Source organism: Sphingomonas sp. NCPPB 2930 (assembly GCF_042867205.1).
Lineage (GTDB): Bacteria > Pseudomonadota > Alphaproteobacteria > Sphingomonadales > Sphingomonadaceae > Sphingomonas.
In genome coordinates, this window is record NZ_JBHZQU010000024.1 from 1 (window position 1) to 25,496 (window position 25,496).

Below are 25,496 nucleotides of genomic sequence, written 5' to 3' on the forward strand. Positions count from 1 at the left end.
CCGGCCCGCCAGATCAATGAACTGCTGCCGTGGAACTACCGTCCCGCCTGACGCGACGCCTTCACCGGACGCTTACGCCTTCGAGTATACCCTCAAACGCGATTTAGTCTGCGTTTGGTCGTTAGAGCGGTTTCCGATCAGTCTGCATCGTATCCGGCTTTGGCGAAGTAGTTGGCACACTCCTGTGGCGAGTACAGGCCGTGGATAGTGCGCTCGGCGGCCTTTCGCAGGTGTGCCTTGAGCTTGGAGAACGCCTGCTCGATCGGGTTGAAGTCGGGGCTGTAGAGCCTGCCCCGGCGGAGGCCGGGGGCGGAAGGAAGAGCAGCTTGGCGCCAGCCGCTTCGATGGCATCGCGCGCGGCGGGCGCCTTGTGGCTCGATAGGTTGTCCATGATGACGATGTCGCCGGGCGAGAGGTCGGGCACCAGCACTTGGTGGATATAGGCAACGAACGCGTCGCGGTTGATCGGGCCGTCGAGCACCATCGGCGCCACCATGCCGGTGCGGCGCAGACCGGCGACGAGGGTGGTCTTCCAGTGTCTGTGGGGTACGCCCGAGCGCAGCCGCTCGCCGCGCCGGCAGCGACGGTGGCGACGGTGGCGACGGTGGCGACGCGCCATGTTGGTAGACGCCCCCTCGCTACCGATCATCCCCCGGATGATCGGCTTCACGCTCGGCCCTCGTCGATGAAGACCAGGCGTTCGGGATCGAGATCGAGCTGGCCATCGAACCACTCTTCCCGGCGCTTCAGGATGTCGGGGCGGTCCTGCTCGGTGCCGTGCGCTGTCTTTTTTTGCGTGTGATCCGGTGCCGGTCGAAGAACCGCCACAGCGCCCCGATCCCGACCGCCGTGCCTCGCTCGGCGAGCAGCGCTTGCAACTCGACCAGCGTGATGTCGTCCTTCGCCTCGATCGCGGCGAGGATGAAGGCTGCGTGCCCATCGATCCTGGCCGCACGACGGTCGCCGCCTTGCGGCTTGGCTGCCGGCGTGCCGTGCTGAATGACCAGTTGCCGCCAGCGGATCGCGCTTGCCGCGCTGACACCGAACCGTGCTGCCGCAGCACGGCATGACATCCCGCCACCAATCACGGCGACCACTCGCTCCCGAAGATCCTGGGACAGCACTCGCGGCATCTGTGCCTGCCTCCTGACCCGGCTCAGAGCCTGAATCAGAACACCGCGCTCGTGTGAATCCTCAGAGATTCAAAAAGGCCGGAAACCGCTCTAGCCGATGATTTCACCGCGCGAGCATCGTGCGTTGGTTTCTACAACCGCTTAAATCTGTCCGGTGAAACGGGGGCAGCTCAATACGCGCCATCTGCACTCTATCTTGTACAGTGCCAAAGGACGCTTCTGGGAGCCGACGGCGCCGCGTCAGTAACACGCGTTGAGTCGGACGCTTACAATCAAGGCGTACGACGGCGACCTTGCCATGCTCACCCCGAACCGGGCTGCCGCGGCACGCCACGACATCCCGCCATTGATCGCGGTGACCACCCGTTCCCGAAGTTCCTGTGACAACTCCTGCGGCATCCAAGCCGATCTCCTGATCCGGTACAGAGCCTGGATCGGAAAATCGGACCCGTGTGAGTTCTCAACGATTCAGAAGGGGCGGAAACTGCTCCAAGCTTATTCCGATACCCGCGCAGCCGTTACCCGCCTGAGTCAATCAACTCTGTACAGCGGAACTCAGCCGCTGCCTGCTTCCGTACCAGGCGCCAAATTCTTCAATACAATTGCCGGGAACAGACCATAGGCTATGACAAAGTCAAATTTGTGCCAATTCGATGCCCATGCCCTTGCAGGCAGATCAGGGTGATGCCGTCATCAACTCGATTGACCGGTCTCGGAAGCAGAACGCCCGCACAGGCGAGCTACAGTTATTAGGATCTCACTGGCAATAGGGTGCCGTTTATATCGCAGCAACAGAAGCCACCCGATGACGCCCAATATGATAGAAAATATAACCAAGATCAACGGAACATGAGGTGACCATTTCCACCACCCCATCAATAAGATCGAAGGGGCAATCGCCACGGCAGTGAGCTGCAAGCTTTCACTATAGACACGATCGATCTCTCCAGGCTCCGTTCCGGCCAAGCGATCGATATGCGGTCGATAGAGAACATAGCCCACGATGGCCTCGCCAATGCGACCTACCGCAGCGGCAGCCAAACCAAATAGGCATCCGACTGAAAAAATTGCAGTTCCTATAATAGCCCGAGACATCTCGATCCGCATTTGTTGGTTTGTTTCTTTACGAAGGACGAACAATTCCCAGTTCATGCCAAATCCAAGTACGATAAACTGGGCTATCATCAACAATGCCAAGGGAGTAGCTGCAGGAAGCCACTTTGCACCATATAATATCAGAACCAATGGACCTGCCAACGTAGCGATACCCAGCAGGATCGGCCACATGGCTCCTGTAATCATCCGCAATGCTCGGATGAAGGTTGTATGAAATTCGCCCTTCTCGCGCAGATCGCGTGAAAGCTGAACAAATATAACACCGGTCGCCAAACCGTAGACGTTGATAAAAACTAGCGTAGCGAGGCCAGATGCGCGAGAATAAAGGCCGAGCGCAAACAATCCCAACATGTTGCCGAGAATGATATCGGAACTCCGTGCCGCCAATTGGGCCACACCACTGATCGTTAGCATCTGGAAACCAAAGACCAGTATCTCTCGAAATCGGTATAAACCTGGCCGAAAAATGAGATCATGACGGCGGGCCATCATATAGAAGAGGGCGCAGACGAGATTCGCGAACACCGGCCCAACTGCCAAGCCAGGCGCACCCGCACCTCGCCAAAGACAAGTCAACGTCACTAAAGCTGTAATGACCGCGCGCAATATGTTGACCGCAGAAATAGTAGAATACCGCATTTCCCGCATGCACAATGCCGCGGGCACGAACTCGAGCGCGGAGAACAAAGGCCCGGCCACCATGATTAGCAATACGGCCGATATCTCGTTATCGTGGCGAACAAACATGCTGAACAGGCCAGCGCATAGGAGACATAGCGCTAAAAGGCCGCTTAGGGCTAAATTTACCGTAAACGCAGACCTAAGGGTTTGCACGTCGATTGTCTTTTCCCGGACGAGAAAAGCCTGTGTGCCAAAGGCAAGAAAAACGCTCAATACACCCGATATCGCCAGGGCAAGAGCATAGATACCCATTTCGCGTGGTGAAATCAGGCGTGCAACTATGACCGATGTTGAAAAAGTAATGGCTAGCGTGATCAGCTGGCTACCATATGACCAGAACAAGGAACGACGTACTGACATCTAGCTCGCTTTCCGCGATTCCTTTCGCGAGAGAATACGAGAATGCATTCGCCTCGGCACGACAGCGAACGCCACCAAAATGCGCAGCGCCACGAGATGCAATGAGTCCCTCCAATCCCCTCGCTTTGAAGATGATCGATAATCAGACAAGACCGTTCTTCGCAACTCAGGCCAGTAAATGAATGGCCAAGCGCTCATAGCACCGAAGCGGGGCAAGGGCTCCACCCCGCGATGGTCTAGGTCCTGTTGAATCATTGATGCAAGGAGTGGATCACGAGACGCAACGACACTCCGCCACTTAACTGCATCTACTACGCGCATACGATTAAGGCGAAGTAGTTCTACTTTTAAAAAAGGAACACCAGTCTCTATTACTTCACGCCAAAGTATATGAGCAGGATTATAAGGATGGCGCCGGGCGATAACCTGCTGCTCATCAAATGAAAAAGCAGCGTAGTAACGCAGCCCAGCAGAAGCAAGTGCTTGACTTAGGCCAATCTCATACTTCAAGACAAGCGCAAGCTTGTTTGACATGGCCTGCATCGGCGTGCACATCAAGGCTGAAAAGGCCGATGAGCGATACGCCTCTGGGCGTAATAATATAAACCAACTTTGCAGATGCGGCGCAATTTCAAGAGATTCGACAGCCCCGTAGAAATCTGCATCATGGGACAGCAAGTGATCGATGAAAGAAGATAGATTAGTCAGCGGCCCATAAACGCTATCATTGGCGAGCAGAAGAAGTTGCGCTTTAATAGGAAAGAAGCGTATGCAGGCTTCGATCCACCCTCCAAAATCCATTCCCGTGTTTTCGCGGAGAATGACCTCGGCACCTACTGCCCGCAAATCGTTCAGCGCATCCGGTCTAAGCTTCGCCGTTGACAATACCACGGTTACAAAGCCAGCGTTGCGCAGTGCCCGTAGGTAATGAAGCGTATGCGCAGCAACCCATCCGTCCTGATGGTAGTGCGCGAACAAGCAAAGCCTAGCCGCATCACGGATTCGACGCTCGTCAATTGTAGATATAGAAATGGATGGTGCCCCCATCTGCTAGGACCGCGAAAAGTCAACCAGCGACGCTAAGACGGGCGCGAAAGAGGTCGCCCAATCCCGGTTCAAGCGAGCCGAGGCATGCGCGGCTTTACGCGTGGCATCATCGGCTACACGAGCGACACCTTGCCGCAAGCCATCGAATAATGCATCGATATCCAGCGGTTTGTACAAAATGTTTTCGCTGTAGTGCGCATCTTTTCCCTTGGGGCCGAAGACGTTGGTTACAACCACGGCTCCACTTGCCGCAAGATCTAGCGGGGGATAGCTCGGATGGGGAGTATACATCAGCGAGAAACCAAGATCCGCTTGACGGATAAGTGAGGCATAATCCGACCAGGATAAGCCATTATGATATTGAACCGGCCGCCCTGGAAAAATCATCTTCTGAATATTGATGCCGAAGAAATGAACATTCCATTCGTCAACCGGAAACAGGCCTGCGGCAAAGGCCTTGTCCAACACGGCGACTCCCCGGAGGAACAGGTTCCGGGGATGATCAGGACGGGCGTAGAAGACAAGGTTACGCCGCCCTTCATGGGAATCGGGGTGATAGATGGTTGTCGGGAAAGCTGGCTCGAAGGCGATGCCCCGCTGTGCTGGACCAGCCGTGTCCGTCGCTTGGAAGTGCGTCAACAACAGTTGACTGTTGACCACATAGCGGATGCTAGTGTCGTTGAGGGTTTCGTCGCACAGCAACTGCTGGTCGCCACCAGCATAAAACATTCGTTCGTCTTCCTGCAGCAGATAGACGATTTGATGGGCTGGAACGGTCTGTCTTACTGACCAAGTTCCCCACCACGACGTAGTAAGAACCAAATCGTCCGGTCCTAGCGGAACACCAGGATCGCTCTCCGAGCCATCCGAGAAAATCAGGTCGATTTCCCCGTTATAGGATAATCCCTGAAGTTCAAGCAGTGCACGAAGCGCGGTGTCGTTACAAGGGAGTTCGCGGGTTACGATACGCAGTGAACGCCGTTGAGCTTGTGCGATACTGACAGCGAGTAATACCGCGGTACCGACACCTCCCATTAATTGGCCTGGAGCGACACTGTCCGTAATCATCGTCACATGGTGATGGCCGGATTCAGGTCGAATCTTCAACGGGCGCAGGTTGTGGAACGCCTGCTGCATCAATGCAGCGACCGATCGGGGCTGGGCGGCTTTCCAGCGTGCGACTTTTTGCCGCATTGCCCGGCGCCAGTGCGGTGGCGGGAATGCGGCAAGAGAATGTAGGTTGATCATAGTTGTACTGACCGCTCCTACCGCTGTAACAACGCGGTTTCGATCATCCTCGCCCAGCACCGCTGCGCACGTTCCACCGGATCGGTATGCGAATCATCAACGACCACTTACCGCATTCAGAATTGCACGACCATAATGGGTCTTTTTGAACCGTTCTCCTGCAGCACGCGCCATGTCGGCATCGATAAAGCCCATTTCGAACGCGATCTCTTCAAGACAGGCGATCTGGATACCTTGGCGATGTTGAAGCGTGCGGACAAACTCTCCTGCCTCCAGTAGGCTATCATGAGTGCCGGTGTCGAGCCATGCATAACCGCGCCCCATCTGCTCTACATAGAGGTCGCCTGTTTCCATGTAGAGACGGTTTAGGTCGGTAATCTCCAATTCGCCCCGGGCCGACGGCTTCAGGTCACGCGCCAATTGCACAACGCGATTGTCGTAAAAATACAGGCCAGTGACGGCGTGATTCGACTTGGGTTGAACAGGCTTTTCTTCCAGGCTGATGGCCTTACCGTCCGAACCCAACTCAACGACGCCGTAGCGTTCCGGGTCGTCAACGCGGTAGCTGAACACCGTCGCGCCTTGCGTCCGCGCGACCGCACGTGCCAGCAGGTCCGTCAGATGCGCGCCAAAGAAGATATTGTCGCCCAGTACTAGTGCAACATTATCGTCGCCGATAAAATCCGCGCCGATCGTGAATGCCTGCGCCAGCCCTTCGGGGCGGGGCTGCTCGGCATAGGACAGGGACAGGCCGATCGCGCTGCCGTCGCCGAACAGTCGCTGGTAGTTGCCGAGATATTCGGGACTGGAAATGATGAGCACGTCGCGGATTCCGGCCAGCATCAATACCGACAGCGGATAATAGATCATCGGCTTGTCATAGACCGGCAGCAGTTGCTTGTTGACGGCAAGCGTCGCTGGATGAAGACGGGTGCCCGATCCGCCTGCCAGGATGATACCTTTCACTTCTTGGCTCCGATCAGTTCGTCGAGGATGTCGCCCAGTGCGTCGTGCCACGCCCGGGGGGTAATGCCATAGGCGCGTTCTATCGCGTCATGGGCCAGCAGCGAATTGGCTGGACGCCGCGCGGGCGTCGGATATTGGGCGGTCGTGATCCCTTCGACCTGCGCGACAACGCCGCCACGCGCGCCGGACTGGCGGAAGATTTCCTCCGCGAACCCCGCCCAGGTCGTCGCGCCGGCATTACTGAAATGGAAGGTGCCGGTCGGCGCGTCGGCATCGTCGGCCAACCGTACCGCGATGTGCACCAGTATGTCGGCAAGGTCCGCTGCGCTGGTCGGGCTGCCTTGCTGATCCGCAACGACGCGCAGTATCTCGCGCTCCGCACCGACGCGCAGCATCGTCTTCACGAAGTTATGGCCATGCGCCGATACCACCCAGGCGGTTCGGACAATCGCATGGCGCACGCCGCTGGTACGCACCGCCAGCTCACCGGCCAGCTTCGATGCGCCATAGACGCCAAGTGGTGCTACCGGGTCGTCGACATCCCAGGCGCCGTCACGGTCGCCGGGGAAGACATAGTCGGTCGACACTTGCACTAAGGGCACATTTGCAGCCGCACAGGCCGAAGCGAAGGCAGCGGGTGCCAGCGCGTTGACCTGCCACGCCGCAACCTGATCATGCTCCGCCTTATCGACCGCAGTGTACGCTGCGCCGTTGATGACGGCTGCCCAAGGGCGTTCCGCCACCTTTGCCACGATCGCTGCCGGGTCGGTCAGGTCAAGCGCGCTACGGTCCAGTGCCACCACCCGCCAGCCTCTGGGCATGTTCACGCGTTGTAGCTCGCGTCCGAGCTGCCCGTTCGCGCCGGTGATCAGCAATTCCCGCATTACGCGATTCCGCGCCGCTCGGATGCCTTCGCCGCGACCAACGGCCGCCACCAATCCTCGTTATCGAGATACCAGACCACCGTCTTTTCAATTCCGGTCTCGAATGTTTCCTGAGGACGCCAGCCGAGTTCGTTGCCGATCCGCGCGGCGTCGATAGCATAGCGCTTGTCATGGCCAGGACGGTCGGCAACCGAGGTAATCTGCTCGGCGTAGCTCACCCCATCGGCACGCGGGCGCAGACGATCGAGGATCGTGCAGACGGTACTCACTACCTCGATATTCTGCTTCTCGTTATGCCCGCCGACATTGTATGTTCGCCCTACCTGCCCGCGCTCGAACACTGCTTGCAGCGCACGGACATGGTCCTCTACGAACAGCCAGTCGCGCACTTGGTCGCCTGCGCCGTATACCGGTAGCGGCTCGCCAGCGAGGGCCTTGACGATCATCAGCGGGATCAACTTCTCGGGGAAGTGATAGGGTCCGTAATTGTTAGAGCAATTGGTAATGAGAACAGGAAGCCCATAGGTATGGCCCCAGGCAGATACCAGATGGTCCGACCCCGCTTTCGACGCCGAGTAGGGCGATCGCGGGTCGTAGGACGTTTCCTCGGTAAACAGCCCGGTATCGCCCAGCGAGCCGTACACCTCGTCGGTCGAGATATGGTGGAAGCGGAACGCCGCCTTGCAGGCCTCGTCAAGCGACAGCCAGTAGCTGCGCGCCTCAGCCAGCATGACATAGGTGCCGACGACATTGGTCTGAACGAACGCGCCTGGTCCGTCGATTGATCGGTCGACATGGCTCTCGGCCGCCAAGTGCGTGATGACATCGGGGCGAAAATCCGCGATCGCGGCGCGTACGGCCTCCGCGTCGCAGATGTCGCCCTGGACAAAGCGATAGCGGTTCGACGACGCGACACGCTCGACCGTCGACAACGTGCCCGCATAAGTCAACTTATCGTAGTTGAGCACCTCATGCTCGGTATGTTCAATCAGGTGACGGACCAAAGCCGAGCCGATGAACCCGGCCCCGCCGGTGACGAAGATGCGCATGTAATCGTTCCTCAGGCGAGCGGCGTCAGAGGACGGCCGTCATAGGCGAATGGACTATCGAACTCGGCCAGCGTCGGCTGCACCTTGTCCTTATCGCTCAGTTCGGGAGCGATGCCCGTCGGTATCGGCCAGTCAATGGCGACACTGTCCCATCGTATGCCACCGTCATGAGCGGGAGCATAGGTGTCTGAGCATTTGTAGGTCACCTCGCACTCCGGCTCCAGTGTGACAAAGCCGTGTGCGAAACCGATGGGAATGAAAAGTTGGTGCCCATTTTCAGCGGACAGTTCCGCGCCGACCCACTGACCATAGGTAGGCGATCCTGCCCGGACATCGACTGCGACGTCGAAAATCCGTCCGCGTATGCAGCGGACCAGCTTATCCTGTCCCCGCGTTGGCGTCTGAAAATGCAGGCCGCGCAGCGTAAAGGCGGGGCCGGACAGGGAATGATTGTCCTGCACGAAAGGGCAATCAATGCCTAGCGCAGCGAAAGTCGGCACCGAATACACTTCGGTGAACCAGCCGCGGGCATCACCGAAACGGCGCGGGCGGACAAGCTGGACGGGGGAGGCTACCATGTGTGCTCGATAGACAGGAAGAGGCAGCATGGCAATCCGCCACGATCTGGTACGAGTGATCAGGATCGCGCGTGGTTGATCGCCATTAGCGTTTCAGCGTTGACACGCTTTCGATGAGCATCGAAAAGCCAACCCCATTTTGAGAAATAGCGCAAACCGCTTACTATCAGGTATCTTGTCAGATTTTTGTTCTTAGAGATCTTCGATCTATATAAATGTGTAATGTTAGAATTGGGAACAAATAGGGTTTTATAGCGACTATTTATTCTTCTTGAAAGATCTAAATCTTCAAAATACATAAAATAGCGCTCATCGAACCCGCCAACCTCTTCGAGGACATCATGGCTAGAAAGTAAGAAGCAACCAGAAAGGAACGGGATATTTGCCTCTGAAGCATAATTCCAGCTCTTCAGTTCATATTCATCGTTTCGACGGCGTCCCCAGGAGCACCAGCCGAAGAAACGTTTACCGATAAGGTCGGCCGGACGAGGCAAGAGCCGGCAAAGATATTGTAACTTTCCATCAGGATACACGACGCGCGGTGCGACCATTCCGATATCGTTCGATCGCTTCAACCGATCCACCAGGGTAAGGACGGCGCCACCGTCAAAAAGGACGTCCGTGTTGGCGATCAGATGGATGTCGGCGGTTCCGCGCGCCAGGCGGATCGCGATATTATGCGCTCGGCCATAGCCGAGATTGGCGCCAGTGACGATGGTCGTGACATCGCCTTCTGTTGAAATTCCGGGCCTCAAACCGGGACTGTTGTCCACTAAGTACAGATGGGTGCGCAACGGAATGGCTGCGACCTGCTCGCGCATCATCGCGACTTCGGCAGGATCGGTTTTGTACAGCACGCAGCTGACGGTCAGGTCGACAGATAGGCTCATACAATCTCGTCGAAGATCGTCATGGTTTCCCTAGCCACCCGCCCCCAAGACATGGAAGCGGCATTGCGGTACCCGCGCTCGCGCAAAGAGTCGCGTAGCATGGGCTCATCTAGGAGTCGCATCAGGTGTGACGCCAATTGATCGGGAGCCTTGGGGTCGTAGAACAGCGCACCATCCGTCCCGGCAGCCTCGACCAGCGCAGGGTGATGCGAACTTATCAATGGTGCGCCCATGGCCTGGGCTTCGACCGCGGGCAGCCCGAACCCCTCGTACAGCGAAGCGTTCACGACCGCGACCGCATCACGATAAAGGCCTGCCAGTGCGGCGTCACTCACTTTGCCCAGCGCGACGACCGGGGCGAATCCATCGTCGCGCCAACGGGCTAAACGATCGTCGGGATCCCGACCGACATGTACGAGCTTCAGGTCGTAGCCAGCGTGCCGTACCGCTTGCAGCGCGGCCAGGATCGTTTCGACATTCTTGTTGGCGGTCAGATTGGCCACCATCAAGATATATGGACCGACGATCGTCGCCGGCTCGATGGCTTGACCGGGCTGCATTCGACTGGCCAGCTTCGTCACGCGTACCTTGCCGGTCGCGGCAGGCAATATTCGTTCCAGGTCCTGTCGCGTCTGCGTCGACACGGCAATCAGCCGCTGGCAGCGACGGACCGTTAGCGGAATGAACATTTGCCAGTACCGGCGCTGGCGTGGATCGATCAGATCCGGGATGACCGCGTAATACATGTCATGGATGCAGGCGGCGTAGTGACGGCTGCCCCACATCGGCGAAATGAAGCCGGGGCTGAACAGCAGGTCAACACCGGCACGACGGGTCAGCAGCGGTAGCCGTAATTGCTCCCACGCCACGCGCGCCACCCGCCCACCCGGCAGATCGTCAACGACGTGTAGCGCCTCGTGGAGGTGAGCAGGGAAATGCACCAGTGCGCAACGCTGGACGAAGCCCAGCAGTCCGCGATTCGAGCGGGCGGCGACGATCGGGTGCAGTTCGGTAAACAACTGCACCGCGTAATAACCAGGTCCGGTCAGGGGAGTTCCATCGAGGAAGCCCAGATTGAAGGCGATTAGACGCCGATCGTTAGGCAACGCATCAGCAGACATGGGAGAGAGCCGATGGCTGCGAGTTGCGTACGCGCGGGAGGAACTTGACGACGGCAACGACTCCTAGTGATGCGCAGGCCATGGTGAAGGTCCCGCTGAAATATCCAATTCCGCGTACGAACAGTTCGACGAAGAACGACACATAGACGCAGAAGGCGAAGGTCACCGCAACCGGGGCCAGCGCCCTGCGCCCTGCGACCAGCCGCAGGTCGATGACGACCCCGACGAGCTTGACGAGATAGATCAGGAGGATCGCCAACCCAAGGATGCCGAACTCAGCGCCGAATTTGACTGCGAGGAAACTACCATCGGCCAGGTTCTGCTCACCTCCTCCAACCCGACGGATCATCTCCGTCGCCAGGACATTCGTGGGAGCGAAACCAAGTTGCTGGAAGGCGATTCCCCAACCGTGCGTCTTTTCCAGCGCTTCTTGGATCAGCTCGGTACCCTGGAGGTAGACAAGCGCCGAAAGATTGGTGCTGGTGTAGCTGATATCGAGCCGTTGGGTGTAGTAGGATAGATCGATAAACTGCAGTCCCACTATCCCTGCGATCAGAAAGGCAATCAGTTCGGCAGGCCCCAGCGAACAAATGGCCATGATGACCAATCCGACGGACAGCGAGAGGCTTTTCAGCAGTAGCACGATCAACGCCACCACCCCCAACCATGCCCAGCGCATGATCCGCGAAGAACGCACTGCGGCATCAATGAAGAACGGCATTGCGGTGAGCGCGAAATGCGATGGCTCTGTAAAGGGCCAGACCGGACGTTCGGAGGCAAGTGGGCCGGGCGGCTGATAGTTCAGGATCGACAACACTACCATAATGAGAAGCGTCACTCGCACGATATGGAGTGTGTCCGACAGCACCGCATCGTCCGCACAGAAGATCGTGTAGAATATGATCGGCGCGGCCGTCGCCATCAATGCGAGCGCCCCCAGCGAAAAGGTAGCGCGGCTCATGTCGACGGGGAATTGAAACAGCGACAATCCCAGATGGATTGCGATCCCGCTCAATGTCAGGAGGCCCAGCAGCCAGCCTGAATTGAGCACCCGCAATGGAATCCGCCCGAATATGCCAATCGGACCCAATATCGTTATCATCAGGCAGCCAGCGAGCACGCCTGGTGCATAGGACGAGAAATTGAGGTGGTAACGGAGTGCGGATGGAACAAAGAGAATTAGGGCCAGCACCGTCAGGCAGCGTAGCACTGCCAAAAGATGGCGCTCCCTCTGCCGGAGCTGTGCCACCGTTGTGACAGGGGGTGGGGTGATCATAACGCTTTGCCCGACATTCTATGGAAGGCTGATGGCACAGGGCGTCGGCGAAGCCAATGGCCTGTGTCAGCAGCGGCCGACATGGGAGGAGGGCAGGAGCGGCGGGGCGGAGGCTCCGTCCCACATTCCTTGCAGCTTTGCCTTCGTCATACTCGGTGGATCGAGCCGCAAGAGTGCCCGAACCGCGATCCGGACGAGGGACGACGCGGCGGTCAGCGCGACGGTTCCTACTCCGAAATGCTTGCGTGCGAACCGCAATTGGTTCTTGTGATATTGGCGGTTGGAATAGATGGACCCGAACCCACCGGACGACTGGCTGACCTTATGGACGATCGTCGTGGTCGCATCCACCCAGATACCGTAGCCGGCTCGCCGAAGCCGCCACATATAGTCAGCGTCCTCCCAATAGGCAAAATATCCCTTATCGATTTCTCCCACCGCCTCGATCGCTGCACGGTCGAAAAGCACGAAGGTAGTCGGCGCATAGTCGGTGGGATAGACTGGCAGAGCCGGCCGGTTGCCCGCCGCGACGTGTAGGCATCGCACCCCGAAGCGCGTCGTGATCTCTCCGCGTTCAAACCACATAGCCGTGCGGTCCTCCTCAAATGCCATGAGGGGGGTCAGTGCGCCAAGCGGCAAGGCATGCTTGGCTCTCGCAAGATCCCGCAAAACATCAGGCCCGAACAGGATATCGTTGTTGCACAATACGATATGATCCTGCGTATTGCGCAGGGCGTGGCGCAATCCGATATTGTTGCCCTCGGCCGCGCCGGTGTTCTCGGTACAACGGATCACGGTGACCCGCTGATCCCGCTCAATCGTTGCCAGCTTATCGAGCGTGCCGTCGACGCTGGCGTTGTCGACAATGACCAGCGACCAGTCGACACCGTGTTGCGCCTCCAGCGAGGTCCAGAAATCATCCAACACACTGGCAGCGTTATACGTCACCGTGATCAGCGTCAGCTGCGGCAGGGAGGAAGGAGGAAGGGTCATACGGTTTTCCTCGCCGTCCCGTTGATATAGGCGAGCGCATCCTGGCGGCGCTTGAATGCCGTGATCTCATAACGGCCGATCTCCACCGTTGACCCGTCGTTACCCGCCCCTAACAGTTCGATATGCAATGCGCCGACTGGGGCGTCGCACCATGTCATGCCGGCGACGCTGCACAAAGTGGTATGCTCGATGGGGAAGCCTGCAGAGACGCCACTCGTTCCGGTCACGGTCAGCGCCACCGGCGGTCCAGCGGCGAGCCGGCAGTCGATGATCCACGCGACCCAGCGATTGCGTGGGGCATTGCCTTGAGGGAGCAACTGGACATGTTCGCCAGCAGCAACGCATATAGCCTGGCTGGCCGATATCTGTCCTTCGATGATTGCCGAGGAGATGGTAGTGCCGCCCGTCGATGCGATCCGGCCATCGCGATGCGATAACAGCGTCTCCCCGTAGGTTTTGCGCACCGCGCGCCAGTTGCGCGGCGGCATGGCGAACGACAGCGCTCGATTGGGACCGAATTGATACGTGGCCGCGATACTGGCGACCAGTCCCTTGGGAGCAAAAGTGCCGAACCCCCGGGCATCGTAATGGACCAGTGTCGACATTCGGTCGGCAGTGACCGATTTCAATAAATCCAGTGCGCAGTCTCGCGTCACGACCGTAGCATTCGCCAGCTGCAGGTCGCCGATCGGGGTATCCTCGAACCGGACGAGGCCGGTATCCTTCAGATAGGCATAGACTGGTCGCTGCGGCCGGTCGATCGTGACGGATTCTGCTGTGGCATTCTGCTCGTTCCAACAAGACTGTACCAGCATCCCTGGCACGCCCTCGACACCGTTCAACGCGTTGATATAGAAGACGTAACCTGGATTTAGTTCCATGATGCAATGGTCAAGTGTGACCTGGCCGGTGCCGATAGCGGAGCTGTTCATGAAGAACACGGCCTTGGCTGCCCCCGCGAAGTGACAATCGCGAGCCACCAAATTGCCCGCGTGCATCGGTTCGCCCGGAGTCATCGTACCAACCGAATGAATGTGGTAATCGGCCGCTCCGAACACGCAATTCTGCAACCATAACCCAATCTGGCCATAGGGTCGGCTGATACATGTCTGTAGCCGGTCGAAGCGCACATTGCGGAACACGGTGCGGCCGGCAAATTCATCGAGCGGCTGTCGGGGCAGGTGCCCCGCCCGAAAGCCGATGCCTGTGCCGGTGCCAATGACCGACAGATTGGCGATCTCGACGAGCGACCAGGATCCGGAATTGTAGCCTGCCTCGAGTACCGGGCGATCCGCTGCGATGGGAGTCAGGATCGTCGCACCCATTCCTGTCCCCGCGATACGGACTGTTCGTGAAGTCAACGCCAGTGCGACGTGGTGCGTACCCGCCGCGAAGAACAAGGTACCGCCGCCACTGGCGGCCAACGCATCGTACATTTGTTGGACGCGCTGTGACGCACTGCCTGGAGCGACAATGGTGGTCGCTGGCGGAAAGGGGCCGGAGGGTTCGAAGGAAACTGTGGCGAGGCGGACGCCATCGCCTGTCGGCACGAAGACGAACTGAGCCGCACCGATCAATCCCCCGGTCACCTTCCGGGCCTCCGGTAGCAGGACGTCAACACGCTGCTCGTCGGGGTGTATCAGATACCCCCCCTCCACCAGCGTAAGCGGGACGCCCTTCAGTCGTGCCAGCAACGAGGTGCCGCGGGCATCGTTCAGTCCTGCGATGCTTGGTCTAGGTATGCCGAGATCATCAAGATAGTCCGGAAGTCGGCCCTGACGGATGGCATCAAGCAGAGCGCGTATCGGCACTGTGTAGCGTTGCGATGGCGCTGTGCCTTGCGCTGAGCAGCCGGAACTAAGTGCGGTCGAGCCTCCAATAATGAGCGCAGTGGCGAGGGCAGCACGGCGGTTGATAACACCTGATGTGTTGACCGTATCGTTCATGCCGTCTCCGCCATGTCGGACAGCGGATGGCCACGCTCCGCCAGAGCTTTTTGCAGCAACGTCGCGTCCTGTATCCCCCGGCTACGCCCAAATAGGGACTTTTTCAGGAACGGAAAACCCTGTGCCAGCAACTCGGGGGCGACATAGAGCGACGGATCCCCGCACACCGCGGCATCGGCATACCATAACGCCCCCACCGTCATATGTCGGGCCGCGATCCGCGCGAAGCGCGTCTCTTGCAGGTAAATCACCGAGCGATAGTTTTTGAAGGCCCAGCGACCTGGCATCACTGTGCGCAGCGCTCGCACACGTCGAGGCGTCACGTCGCGCATCTGGAAAGCATAGGACTGGATATGGTTCTCGATCAGCGAAAAAGCCGTGAACCCAGTCAGATCCCAAGGCGCATTAGCCAGCAGCGGCTCCAAATCGGTAAATGGCCCGTAGATGGAGTCGTTCAACACCAGCACGTCGGCATGCGGCGATGCAGTCGCGATCATTCCTAATCCAAGGCGATACGCCGAAAAATCATATCCGCCGAGCCCCTTCCAATACAGCGCATCAGCATAATCACGCAAGGCAAGCGGTACTTGATCGGGCTGAGGCGCAGCGCATATGACCATCAGTGGCTGCGCCATCGCACGCAGGCGTGCCAGGGTGAAGAGATGAGCCTCCGACAACCGGCCCGCAGGTGCGTAAACGAAATAGCAGGTCCAGCGCGGTGCGGGGAAGACTGGCACGATCGTAACGGATCGCGGGCGGAGTTGAAGACCGTTCAGCAGGGAGTATAGGCGGATCGCCTGCACACTGGCGGGCGCCCGACCGGACTTGAACGTCCAGCCCTGCTCCAGGCTATCGAGCGGCGCCTTTTCAAAAGTCTGCGGCGGCTTGCCCCGCCACCGCCTGAGGGCGGCCATCAATCCGATCCGCTTCACCGCGCGCCATAACCCGTCATCATCGTCTTGACTGTCTTGGCGATGATCAAGATGTCCATCCAAAGCGAGAAATTTTTGATGTAATAGAAGTCATAGTGCAGCTTGCTTTGCACGTCCGCCACGTCGGCAACATGGCCCTGCAGCACCTGCGCCCAACCGGTGATACCCGGACGCACGATATGGCGATAGCGATAAAAGGGAATTTGCTCTTCGTACCAGCGTGACAGGACTGCCGCTTCAGGGCGTGGTCCAATCCAGCTCATCTGTCCCTTCAAGATATTCAGGATCTGCGGCAACTCGTCGATCCGCGTGCGACGAAGCATCTTACCTAGCGACGTGATCCGTGCGTCTCCGCTACGCGTCATCGCAGTCTCCCGTTCAGACATCGCGCCAGGTTCCGCCACCCGCATCGTGCGGAACTTATACACCATGAACGGTTCGCCTCGGAAACCGATGCGCTGCTGCTTGAACAGCGCGGGACCATTCGAGGTAAGCCGAATGGCGAGGGCGATCGCCAGCAACAGGGGCAGGAGCATAAGCCCCATGATCACGGCCACGATCCAATCTATCAGACGCTTGAGCATCAGAAACGACGTATTAGGGATTAGTGAGCCAAAGCTGTTTTCTGACAGGTGTTCGAGTTCGACGCGGCCGGTCAATGACTCTGCCAGATGCTTCACGTGATATACAGGAGTGCCGGCGAGGGCGAAATCGCTGAGCGTGCGCTCCCATTGATCAGGAAGGTCAATCCTCAGGTCGGCTGCAATCGCATCCAAGCGACCGATGATCGGATCGTGGTTGGAAGGACAGCCATCGGCAGGTAGTTCCACCCAGTTTATATGCGGCACCTGTGGCAGCTTGTCGAACGCTCCGAATGGCAGATAGCCGATGCGCAGCCATTGATGACGGTGCAAAGTGGAATGAACGAAATAAAACCACGCAACGCTTAAGACATAACCAGCAATTAATTGCGTGCGCGCATATTCAAAACGGCCGACTGTCAGCACAATTGCTATCGCGGTGAAGGAGACCGTAAAGGAGGGCAAAAGGAATGCGCTAGCCTCGACGCCTGGATAGATGCTGACGTTGCGGAACAGCCAGTTTCCCAGAATCACTGCACAAGCGCACCACAACAGCGTAAGGTGGAGTTGACGCATTCCAATTTCGTCGTTCGCCACCATCAGTCGCACGACATAAGGAACGAGCGTACTGACCAGCAGTCCGCCAATCGCTTGGTATCGCCATCGAGCCAATACTCCCGCAAGCGAATGAGGACGTGCGACACGGGTGTTGATGGGCGCAATCAACATTAAACGCCTGTGCCGTGCGCCGGAGTCAAAAGCGTCATTATAACCCTCGTCATTCGGTACATGCATCTGCAATCGGCACCGTGGTTCTGTTAGCGGTGCGCTGGAGGCCGCCTGCATGCTGCATGGCAGCGGTGTGATGCAACTCAAAAACGACTAGATACCCTACTGGGACGGCCGACAGCGGTTCTGGCGTCCTCATGTGCCTGTGCGGCCTCATTACCCTGCCCAAGCATGGTTAGCTTTTCACGCGTGATGCGCGTGTCTATCCGCGTCTCACGGCGTGATAAGATCCGTCCAGTCGATACGCGGCCGGTATTACTATTGTCTTGCTCGCTGATCGCTGTCTGCTGACCAAGAGTCGTGGTTTCCTGAGCCTGTCCCCCCTCCGAGGGATAGAATGGTCCCAAGGCGGCAAGGAGGAGCCATGTGGCATAACAAGTACTCATGCGAAACTTACCTCACCCGAACCAAGTCGATATCGCTGACAGCACCAGCAATCCCGTCGGGATCGTCTGTCGCCGCCAGCACCAACTCCAGCCACTGCGCCGGGCACCTGGTCACCGTGACCAGCGCCTGGACACGCTGCGGCGTTCCAGTGACCACAGGCAGCGGCAGTTCCCCTAGATCCTTATTCTGGCCGACGCAGCGCAACCGCCAGACTGGCGCACTATCGCCAGCATGGTTGTTCGACATCACCTTGCTCGACAACCGATAGGTGCCGGGGGGGAGAAGCAGCATCTGGCGGGCGACGACCCCGCCGGTGCCGACCGGCGCGTTATATCCGAGCCGGCGACCATTGCGGTCGTCGATCACGACGCCCGTCGCACTGCCATCGACGTCAAAGGACCAACCAAAGGCCAGGCCTTCGCTGACCATATCCTGAAAACGCGGATTGCGGATGGTATCGCGCCGTGCCGAAGGGAAGGCCGCAGCGAAAAGCGCCCAAGCATGTCTATAATCGCCAGCCTGGATCAACCTGCCCTCCAGCGATTGGATTGCCAAGGGCGTCACCGGATAGCCTGCCGCAAGCAATATCGCAATCAATCGAACCATGTTGCCGGGAGCATTGGAGGTCGACGCCGCCTGCAGAAGGAAGGTGTTGCCCCATGGTGGCTGCCGTACGATCGTTTGCGCAAGCGGCAAGATCAACGCTGGGTCGCTGGTTGCGGCGGTAAGCGGGCCAAACAGGATTTGCGGGGCACGCTTCGACGCGCGCAATGCTATGTCGTAATGCCTCAATGCCTCCGCGACGTCGCCCCGGTTGACGGCATCCTCGATCAGCCACAATTGCGTCTCGAAATCACGGCGCGACAATGCCGCGGCCTGACGCAACAACGGGCGTGCCCTGTTCGGGCCGCGCTCAGCCTCCGTTGCGAAACCGATCTGCCGTAAAGCCGCAGCGGACACGGGTTCGCGGAGATAGGCACGCCGTGCGAAGTCGGCAGAGCGCCGTACGCCTTCAGGTGTCAACGATGCCATCGCCTGCGTCGACATCCCCACCAGCGCTTCAGCATTGTTGGGCGCAATCTTCAGCGCGAATGACGGGGCGCTTCCCGCCGCGACAATGCCTAGGCCGACCCGCAGCACCGCGTAGCATAACGCCAGCAGCCACGCTCCCCAGCCCAGATACCAGATGGCGCCATGCGATGCGCCATCCGCATCTCCTCGATCAGGCCGGGTCGCTGAGCTTCTCGCCATAACCATATCCGTAATCATAGCCCTGGCCGTATTGCGCTTTGTCGGATTCAAACTTGGTCAGGACGACGCCTAATGTCCGGGCATGAGCAGCAGAGAGACGACCCAGCGCGATTTTGACCGTCGTAAAGCGGATTCCGTGGCTTTCGACCGTAAAGAGTACCGCCTGCGAACGGCTGGCGATCAGCGGTGCATCGGCCAGGCCGACTACCGGAGGGGAATCGATAACGATGTGATCGTACCGTTTGCCCAGCAGCGATAGGACGTTGCTAAAGCGAGGTCCTGTTAGCAGTTCAGCGGCATTGGGCGGCACCGGTCCGGCAGTCAGCACGTCCATATCGAAAGATTCCGACCTTAGGATTGCGTCGAGCCCGGTTTCGTCGCCGGCAAGATAGTTGCTGAGTCCCTTCTTATTGGGCAGGTCCAGCACATGGTGGACCGACGGCGAACGCATATCCGCGTCGACCAGCAGCACGCGCTTGTCCGACCGTGCCAACAGTACCGCCAGCGACAATGCCGTGGTCGACTTACCCTCGGCAGGCCGCGTACTCGTGACTGCGATCGTCGCCGGCACGCCAGTATCGGTCGAGAAGGCCAGATTGGTCGCAACCGCAAGATAGGCGTCGACCAGTTCCGACTTGCGGTCGTTCAGCACCTGAACCGGGCGGCCGTTCTTCAATTTCGGAATGACGCCCAGCAGCGGCATCCCAATCAACCGTTCGGCCTCCTCCGGATCGGTAATTGTCTCGTCGCTCTGCTCAAGGACATAGGCGATGCCTGCACCGATCAGCGCGCCAGCGATGACCGACAGGAGCAGATTGAGCAGCAGACGCGGACTGGAGGGGGCTTGTGGTACCTCTGCAGCATCCACCACCGATATATTGTTGACGCCTATACCGCTGGCAACGCCGATTTCCTTGTAGCGTGCGAGCAGGCCATCATAAAGCGAGCGATTGGTATCCACCTCTCGCTGATAAATATTATACTGGATGCTCCGACGGCGCAAATTCAACAGGCCGTCCTTAAGCGTATCGACCCGGCGACGCAGGCTGTCTTCGCGGCTCGCTGCGGTCCGCAATGCGGTGCCAAACGAATTGGAGACGCGGCGTTCCTCGCGTGCGATGGATTGATCGATATTTGCGATCTGCACCGCAATTTCGCGGGCGCTCGGATAGTCCGGTGTGAACTGGACCATGAGGCGCTGATAGTTTGCAGCGAGTTCCGCTCGGCGCTGCCGCAATGCGTTAATCGCGCCATTTGTCAGAGCCTCGGTAACGGCGCCATTCGCTTTGGAAGCTTCCTGGAACTGCGCCTGAGCTTGGATACGGCTCGCCGTCGCGCGATCAAGCTCTTGATTTAGATCGGCCAGATCCTGCGCAATCAGCGGTCGGCTGCCGGCTCCGCCACCCAGTCCTGGTAATTCGAGAATTTTTTCGCGAGAAGCGAAGGCGACCAGCGAGCGCTCCGAATCTTCCAGCCGCTTACGCAGCTGGTTGAGGCGCTCTTCTAGGAAGCGTCGGGCATAGGAGCTGGCATCATAGCGCCGCTCAAGCGACAGGGCGATAAAGTTGGATGCCCAAGCATTAACGATCTTCGCCGAGAGTGTCGGATCTGGGCTGGAAAACGAAATCTTGACCAAGCGTGAGGCACGCGCCGGCACGACATCCAGATGCTTGAGCAATATGGCACCAGCCACACGTTGCCGTTGTGCCCGACCTGCCGCCGTAAAGCGACCGTTTGGACCTGTGACGGCGTCTGTGAGCTTGATCGAAAAGGTTTTGAAGAAAGTGGGATCGTCGACAATTCCGGTGCGGACCGCGACGCGCTCTGCGAGGGTGCGCGATTCCAACAGGCCGTATTGCGTCTGATAGAATTCTTGATCCCCTTCGCTCGCCTCTTGCTGGACGCCCTGGATATTCACGATCCGGTTGCTCTCGCGAGCAATCTCGAGCGTGGTTGCCGCCTTATACATCGGGGTCATCAAAAACGTGATAATCAGGCCGACGAGGACGCAAGCGACAATCGCACCTAGAATGTAGCGACGCCAGCGCATCGCGATGCGCAGATACTGACGGAAGATCGACGGCTGCACATCGGCAACGGCCGCCACTTCATGCTGCGGCCGTGTTGCTTCAAAGGTGGTGCCGGATCCGAACCCTAGGGCTGCCGGAATTTTGTTCATGGAGCGGCCTTAATTCAGCGGTTCAGAAGAGCGATAAGTGGCGCGGTGAGGAGAGGCGACACCGCGATCAAGTTACGGAACATGCGACGGGCCGGGGAGTCTCCGACCGTGATGATGTCATTGGCGTAGATCGCAGGATCGCCATATGCACCACGGCGGATCGCATCGAGATTATACAGCCCAGCCACCTTATGGCCGTTCACCATTCGCAGGATGACCACATCGTCCGTCTTCGCATATTCGGTGAGGCCCTTCGCGGATGCCAGCGCGCGCATCAGGGTCATCTGATTGGTGACGGGATACAAGCCGGGTTCGGTTACCTGTCCGTCGATCGTGACAACCTGACTGACCGAGCTGCGAATATTGACGGTCACTTGCGGGTTCCGAAGGTACTTGCCACGCAATGCGTCTTCGATCTTGGCGGCCAGTTCCTCGCGGGTCTTGCCGATGGCATCGATATTACCGACCAGCGGCATGGATATGCGGCCGCTGGCATCCACCTGCAGTTCGCGTGTCAATTCGGGCACGTTGAAAACGTCAACGAAAATCACGTCCAATGGCCCCACGAACGTCGCGCGATCCGGCGGAGTCAGGTCAGCACGCGTTGGCTCGGGCAGCGAAACCGCCTGGAGAACCGTAAGATCGGGAGAGCTTTCGATAGGCTCGCGGTGTACACAGGCCGCCAGCAATAACGCGCTGGCAACTGCCAAGCCAATTGAACGCATGATTAAGTTATCCTGATCTCAGGCTGATCCGAAGCCTATACCGGCTAGCTTCAGCGTGGTAAAGGTCAGCGAGTTAAAGCTGCGTCTTTCCCATTTTCCGGGCCCTGTCGAACACGCGGCTCGTGCAACCAAACCGCGAACAGGGCGAACAGGGCCGCCATCAAGGGGGTCCTCAATGGGTAATCCACGACGCTGGCGCCGAGCATCAGTATCATCAAAACCGATGCGAGGCGGGCGAGGCGTGTGGCGGTACGATTCGGCGGGGATCGCCAAGCAATGACCATCTGGAACGCCAGCCATCCTAGCGCGACGGCCAAAATCAGCGTGCCCAATAAACCACCCTCTAGAACGATCTGGACAAAATCGTCATGAGCTTGATTAAAATATGTAAGCTTGAGGTCATTCAAACCCTCAAAGCGGCGGAACGCCAGGTTGAAAGTTCCAAAGCCCGCCCCCGCCGGGAAAAAGGCTGAAGTCATCTCCACAACGCGAGGGAACAAGCGCGCGCGCGTATCACCGGCAATATCCATGGCCATCAATCGCTGCACGCTTTCCGCACGATTTAAGGTGGAAGTGAGGCCGATTAAGCCAATAAATCCAAATAGCATGCCCGCGACCAGCAACTTGCGGGTACGGCGCCTTTTAACCTTCTGAAGGAGTCGCTTTGCCGTGTCCGATAGAAAGATGAGGGCCATCACCAGTGCGGCAGCACCGAGCAACAAGCCCGTGCGCGAGCCAGTTGCCGGAATTAAGATGATCAGCAATAGGGCACCAGTGGCCGCCGCCCCCCATCTCAGCCAAGGCGTCATGCGCGACGGCTTGTGACCTGTAACCCATACCGCTAGCATCGGAAGTCCGATGACGAACAACAAAGCCTGGTGATTGCGGTTGGCGAAGATCCCGCTACCTCCGCCATCGGTCGATTGCCTCAATGCTATCCAACCACTACCCGACATCAGTCTTGCCAGTACGACAATTATGCTGAAGCCCACGACAGCCAATACCACTGGAAGAAATTCAGCCCGCTGGCGATAATGCATCTTTGTGAGCAGTGCGACCACTGAAATGGGTACTATAAGCGACAGCAGTGCGTTCCAGGTTTGATCGGGCGACAGCGTCAGCGGTCGCCAAATCTTGCTCATGCCTATTAAAGAACCCTGTTGTGCATACAGTTCGCGCCCAGAAAGGGACGACCAAATCGAAAATGGCAAGGGAATAAGCTGGACGGCAACTAGGAAGGCCGCTGCGGCCAGGCCGACCATGACGGGGCCGGTAGCGCGATCGAGTTTGGCGGGACGGCTGAATATGGCATACATCAATGCGAGGATTGCGCTCATTCGCACAATCACTTGGACCGGTTCGTCAGCTCGCGATGCGCCACCGAACAACATGAGAATGACGAACAGCGCGATCAGAATCAGTTGCTCGACCGGCATCCATCGGATGCGAGGTGCGCGACGTCTCAACGGCGAAAATCCTTGCTCTTGGCCATATGCCGATTGGGCGAACGGGGGTATCTGCAACAGCGGAAAACGGGCAAATTATGGCGTATGGTGATTACCTTTGAGGGATTAGCATTGAGTCATAAGGTTGGCAACGCAAGCGCCAGGCTTGGCCACCCACAAACTTGCGCGGTACGATAGGCGCATCATATAGTAGCGATTTTGGCATTGGCCGGTATTTCGGGCATGTCGAATAAAATAGAGAGGTAGGTTGTGAGCGGTATTACAGCTGAAATTGAGGGCCTGGTTAACCGTAACACGATGGCCGATTTTATCCTCGCACGCCTGGAAAACGAGAAAGATAGAATACAGGAGATGATAATTTCTTCATCTCATGGTATACCTTATTTCTATATTGATGACGTTTTGCCTTTGGAAGTCACAAGATCCATCGGCTTGGCGTTTCCCGCGCCCGAATCCATGCGCCTAAAAAAGACGATCAGAGAGTATAAATATATTGCCGCGCAGATGGATAATTACAATCCTATCCTAGAGGAGGCTGTTTATGCCTTCCAAGATAGTAGGATAGTGAAACTTATTGGAGAAATGATCGGCGCGAACACCCTTTTTCCTGATGAGCATCTGTATGCAGGTGGCATATCTCTGATGGGTGAGGGACAGTATCTTAATCCTCATATCGACAACTCACATGACAAAGATAGAGAAAAATGGCGGATTCTCAATCTTCTGTTCTATGTTTCGGAAGATTGGAAAGAGGAAAATGGCGGAAATCTGGAGCTCTGGCCTGACGGCGTTGAAGGTAAGCAAATAACGATTTGGAGCAAGTTCAACCGCTTGGCCGTCATGGGGACTCATGATAAGTCTTGGCATTCGGTGAGCCCAATCCGCGTGAATAATTTTCGTCGTTGCGTTTCAAATTATTATTTCTCTGATAATCCTTTGCGAGATGGCGACAATTTTCATGTTACGTCATTTCGTGGACGTCCGGAACAACCAGTGATCGATAAGATTCTTCAGGCGGATACAAAACTAAGAACGGGTATTCGTGGTATTTTGTCGCAAGGGATTGGCAATAAAACGCACGTCTACAGGAAAAGTGACTGATATTCTGGCTGGCTGCAGGTCTCCTGGGATTTATGCCCGGCCTGGACCCAGCTCTGCGGTTCCGGAAATAAGACCTTGTGTTGCATGGCGGAGGGCAATTGTAATGATCATGCGAGAGCGATAGGCTGTCGTTCTCAGATCATGACGTTGAGGATGACGAGGAATTGTCGTGCGATGGCGATGCCAATTGCCTGTGGCGCCTTGGTCCTTGGCGCGCATCCCATTGCGCATGAAAGTGAGGGCGGGGAGCTTGCTCGCTAGAGCGAGCCGAAGTACGGGGAGTTTACCAATCAAGGCGGCCAGGATGGTGGGTTCGGCGCACGGGACGGCGTTCAGCAGGCGGGCCTGCTCGGTCAGGGTCAGATCTCGGGCGACGAAGTCTACAATTTAGGTTTTGTCTGCTGAGCTGGCCCCCATTTCGACCGGACGGATTCAAGCCTAAGAAGGAGGCTTGGGGCTATCCCCTAAGCATAGGCTTATGTCCGTGTCCGAGATCATCACCGACGGCGGTCGTCGCCGTCACTGGAGCACGCCTGAGAAGCTGAGGATTGTCGAGGAGACACTCGACGGTCGCGAGAGCATCTCGGTGGTGGCGCGCCGCAACGGCGTGGCGCCGAACCTGCTGTACCGCTGGCGGCGGCTGATGCTGGAGGGCGGGAGCGTCGCGGTGGCTGGCGACGACGACGTGACCAGCAATCGCCAGGTCCGCGAGATGGACAACCGCATCCGCGAACTGGAGCGCCAACTCGGGCGCAAGACGCTGGAGGTCGAGATCATGAAGGAGGCGCTGGAGCGCT

General features: G+C 57.9%; 20 protein-coding genes and 2 pseudogenes. 2 read left to right on the top strand and 20 right to left on the bottom strand.

The annotated features are described in order from the left end of the window. Window positions 1–137: 137 nt before the first annotated feature. From ACFX59_RS17375 to ACFX59_RS17470, 20 genes and pseudogenes are all read right to left on the bottom strand, one after another. Window positions 138–1,133 (bottom strand): annotated as a pseudogene (locus tag ACFX59_RS17375) (IS630 family transposase). A 294-nt stretch (window positions 1,134–1,427) separates the two neighbouring features. Then, a pseudogene (locus ACFX59_RS17380) lies at window positions 1,428–1,532 on the bottom strand (IS630 family transposase); the annotation flags it as partial. Window positions 1,533–1,826: 294 nt separating this feature from the next. Then, window positions 1,827–3,290 (bottom strand): oligosaccharide flippase family protein, encoded by a 1,464-nt coding sequence (locus ACFX59_RS17385; protein ID WP_387434167.1) that lies wholly within the window; start codon window positions 3,288–3,290, stop codon window positions 1,827–1,829. After that, on the bottom strand, window positions 3,291–4,268 hold the full coding sequence (locus tag ACFX59_RS17390) for a rhamnan synthesis F family protein (RefSeq protein ID WP_387434170.1): 978 nt from the start codon (window positions 4,266–4,268) through the stop codon (window positions 3,291–3,293). It abuts the gene before it with no gap. A 72-nt stretch (window positions 4,269–4,340) separates the two neighbouring features. Next, window positions 4,341–5,585 (bottom strand): hypothetical protein, encoded by a 1,245-nt coding sequence (locus ACFX59_RS17395; protein ID WP_309690634.1) that lies wholly within the window; start codon window positions 5,583–5,585, stop codon window positions 4,341–4,343. A gap of 96 nt (window positions 5,586–5,681) precedes the next feature. Continuing rightward, window positions 5,682–6,551 carry a glucose-1-phosphate thymidylyltransferase RfbA gene (gene rfbA, locus ACFX59_RS17400; protein WP_309690637.1) on the bottom strand — a complete coding sequence of 290 codons (870 nt, stop codon included), beginning with the start codon at window positions 6,549–6,551 and terminating at the stop codon, window positions 5,682–5,684. Then, window positions 6,548–7,435, bottom strand: coding sequence for a dTDP-4-dehydrorhamnose reductase (gene rfbD, locus ACFX59_RS17405; protein ID WP_387434174.1), 888 nt, complete (start codon window positions 7,433–7,435; stop codon window positions 6,548–6,550). Before rfbD ends, rfbA begins: the two co-directional genes overlap by 4 nt. Continuing rightward, on the bottom strand, window positions 7,435–8,484 hold the full coding sequence (gene rfbB, locus ACFX59_RS17410) for a dTDP-glucose 4,6-dehydratase (RefSeq protein WP_387434177.1): 1,050 nt from the start codon (window positions 8,482–8,484) through the stop codon (window positions 7,435–7,437). Before rfbB ends, rfbD begins: the two co-directional genes overlap by 1 nt. An 11-nt stretch (window positions 8,485–8,495) precedes the next feature. Next, entirely contained in the window at window positions 8,496–9,062 is a 567-nt protein-coding gene (gene rfbC / locus ACFX59_RS17415) for a dTDP-4-dehydrorhamnose 3,5-epimerase (protein WP_387434180.1), read from the bottom strand. A gap of 59 nt (window positions 9,063–9,121) precedes the next feature. Beyond that, the gene (locus tag ACFX59_RS17420; protein WP_387434181.1) at window positions 9,122–9,952 is read right to left on the bottom strand and encodes a hypothetical protein; all 831 of its coding nucleotides are present in this window, start codon (window positions 9,950–9,952) and stop codon (window positions 9,122–9,124) included. Next, window positions 9,949–11,073 (bottom strand): glycosyltransferase family 1 protein, encoded by a 1,125-nt coding sequence (locus ACFX59_RS17425; protein WP_309690645.1) that lies wholly within the window; start codon window positions 11,071–11,073, stop codon window positions 9,949–9,951. The genes ACFX59_RS17420 and ACFX59_RS17425 overlap by 4 nt, the downstream gene beginning before the upstream one ends. Next, window positions 11,063–12,289 (bottom strand): hypothetical protein, encoded by a 1,227-nt coding sequence (locus tag ACFX59_RS17430; protein WP_387434183.1) that lies wholly within the window; start codon window positions 12,287–12,289, stop codon window positions 11,063–11,065. Before ACFX59_RS17430 ends, ACFX59_RS17425 begins: the two co-directional genes overlap by 11 nt. A 126-nt stretch (window positions 12,290–12,415) precedes the next feature. Further along, window positions 12,416–13,342 (bottom strand): glycosyltransferase family 2 protein, encoded by a 927-nt coding sequence (locus ACFX59_RS17435; protein ID WP_387434185.1) that lies wholly within the window; start codon window positions 13,340–13,342, stop codon window positions 12,416–12,418. Further along, window positions 13,339–15,288: a hypothetical protein gene (locus ACFX59_RS17440; protein ID WP_387434187.1), complete on the bottom strand. Its 1,950-nt coding sequence runs from the start codon at window positions 15,286–15,288 to the stop codon at window positions 13,339–13,341. Before ACFX59_RS17440 ends, ACFX59_RS17435 begins: the two co-directional genes overlap by 4 nt. Further along, window positions 15,285–16,220: a rhamnan synthesis F family protein gene (locus ACFX59_RS17445; protein WP_387434190.1), complete on the bottom strand. Its 936-nt coding sequence runs from the start codon at window positions 16,218–16,220 to the stop codon at window positions 15,285–15,287. The genes ACFX59_RS17440 and ACFX59_RS17445 overlap by 4 nt, the downstream gene beginning before the upstream one ends. Then, window positions 16,217–17,530, bottom strand: coding sequence for an exopolysaccharide biosynthesis polyprenyl glycosylphosphotransferase (locus ACFX59_RS17450; RefSeq protein WP_387434192.1), 1,314 nt, complete (start codon window positions 17,528–17,530; stop codon window positions 16,217–16,219). Before ACFX59_RS17450 ends, ACFX59_RS17445 begins: the two co-directional genes overlap by 4 nt. A gap of 453 nt (window positions 17,531–17,983) precedes the next feature. Further along, window positions 17,984–19,234: a hypothetical protein gene (locus tag ACFX59_RS17455; RefSeq protein WP_387434195.1), complete on the bottom strand. Its 1,251-nt coding sequence runs from the start codon at window positions 19,232–19,234 to the stop codon at window positions 17,984–17,986. Beyond that, window positions 19,200–21,407, bottom strand: coding sequence for a polysaccharide biosynthesis tyrosine autokinase (locus tag ACFX59_RS17460; protein ID WP_309690488.1), 2,208 nt, complete (start codon window positions 21,405–21,407; stop codon window positions 19,200–19,202). The genes ACFX59_RS17455 and ACFX59_RS17460 overlap by 35 nt, the downstream gene beginning before the upstream one ends. Window positions 21,408–21,421: 14 nt before the next feature. Next, window positions 21,422–22,132, bottom strand: a complete 711-nt coding sequence (locus ACFX59_RS17465; protein WP_387434198.1) for a polysaccharide biosynthesis/export family protein — start codon at window positions 22,130–22,132, stop codon at window positions 21,422–21,424. A gap of 65 nt (window positions 22,133–22,197) precedes the next feature. Continuing rightward, the gene (locus ACFX59_RS17470; protein ID WP_387434200.1) at window positions 22,198–23,568 is read right to left on the bottom strand and encodes an O-antigen ligase family protein; all 1,371 of its coding nucleotides are present in this window, start codon (window positions 23,566–23,568) and stop codon (window positions 22,198–22,200) included. A gap of 279 nt (window positions 23,569–23,847) precedes the next feature. On the opposite strand from ACFX59_RS17470, the gene ACFX59_RS17475 reads away from it, so the two are divergent. Beyond that, complete coding sequence (locus ACFX59_RS17475) at window positions 23,848–24,699, top strand: 2OG-Fe(II) oxygenase (RefSeq protein ID WP_387434202.1); 852 nt, start codon at window positions 23,848–23,850, stop codon at window positions 24,697–24,699. A gap of 478 nt (window positions 24,700–25,177) precedes the next feature. Further along, window positions 25,178–25,496: transposase (locus ACFX59_RS17480; RefSeq protein WP_387434204.1), on the top strand; the 319-nt coding region annotated here is incomplete at its 3' end.

Bases quoted from the DNA above. Each gene is read 5' to 3' on its own strand.
- ACFX59_RS17435 (WP_387434185.1), bottom strand. From the start codon at position 13,342: ATGACCCTTCCTCCTTCCTCCCTGCCGCAGCTGACGCTGATCACGGTG.
- rfbD (WP_387434174.1), bottom strand. From the start codon at position 7,435: ATGCGGGAATTGCTGATCACCGGCGCGAACGGGCAGCTCGGACGCGAG.
- ACFX59_RS17425 (WP_309690645.1), bottom strand. From the start codon at position 11,073: ATGTCTGCTGATGCGTTGCCTAACGATCGGCGTCTAATCGCCTTCAAT.
- ACFX59_RS17465 (WP_387434198.1), bottom strand. From the start codon at position 22,132: ATGCGTTCAATTGGCTTGGCAGTTGCCAGCGCGTTATTGCTGGCGGCC.
- rfbC (WP_387434180.1), bottom strand. From the start codon at position 9,062: ATGGTAGCCTCCCCCGTCCAGCTTGTCCGCCCGCGCCGTTTCGGTGAT.
- ACFX59_RS17470 (WP_387434200.1), bottom strand. From the start codon at position 23,568: ATGCCGGTCGAGCAACTGATTCTGATCGCGCTGTTCGTCATTCTCATG.
- ACFX59_RS17455 (WP_387434195.1), bottom strand. From the start codon at position 19,234: ATGGTTATGGCGAGAAGCTCAGCGACCCGGCCTGATCGAGGAGATGCG.
- ACFX59_RS17440 (WP_387434187.1), bottom strand. From the start codon at position 15,288: ATGAACGATACGGTCAACACATCAGGTGTTATCAACCGCCGTGCTGCC.
- ACFX59_RS17395 (WP_309690634.1), bottom strand. From the start codon at position 5,585: ATGATCAACCTACATTCTCTTGCCGCATTCCCGCCACCGCACTGGCGC.
- ACFX59_RS17420 (WP_387434181.1), bottom strand. From the start codon at position 9,952: ATGAGCCTATCTGTCGACCTGACCGTCAGCTGCGTGCTGTACAAAACC.
- ACFX59_RS17460 (WP_309690488.1), bottom strand. From the start codon at position 21,407: ATGAACAAAATTCCGGCAGCCCTAGGGTTCGGATCCGGCACCACCTTT.
- rfbB (WP_387434177.1), bottom strand. From the start codon at position 8,484: ATGCGCATCTTCGTCACCGGCGGGGCCGGGTTCATCGGCTCGGCTTTG.
- ACFX59_RS17450 (WP_387434192.1), bottom strand. From the start codon at position 17,530: ATGTTGATTGCGCCCATCAACACCCGTGTCGCACGTCCTCATTCGCTT.
- ACFX59_RS17385 (WP_387434167.1), bottom strand. From the start codon at position 3,290: ATGTCAGTACGTCGTTCCTTGTTCTGGTCATATGGTAGCCAGCTGATC.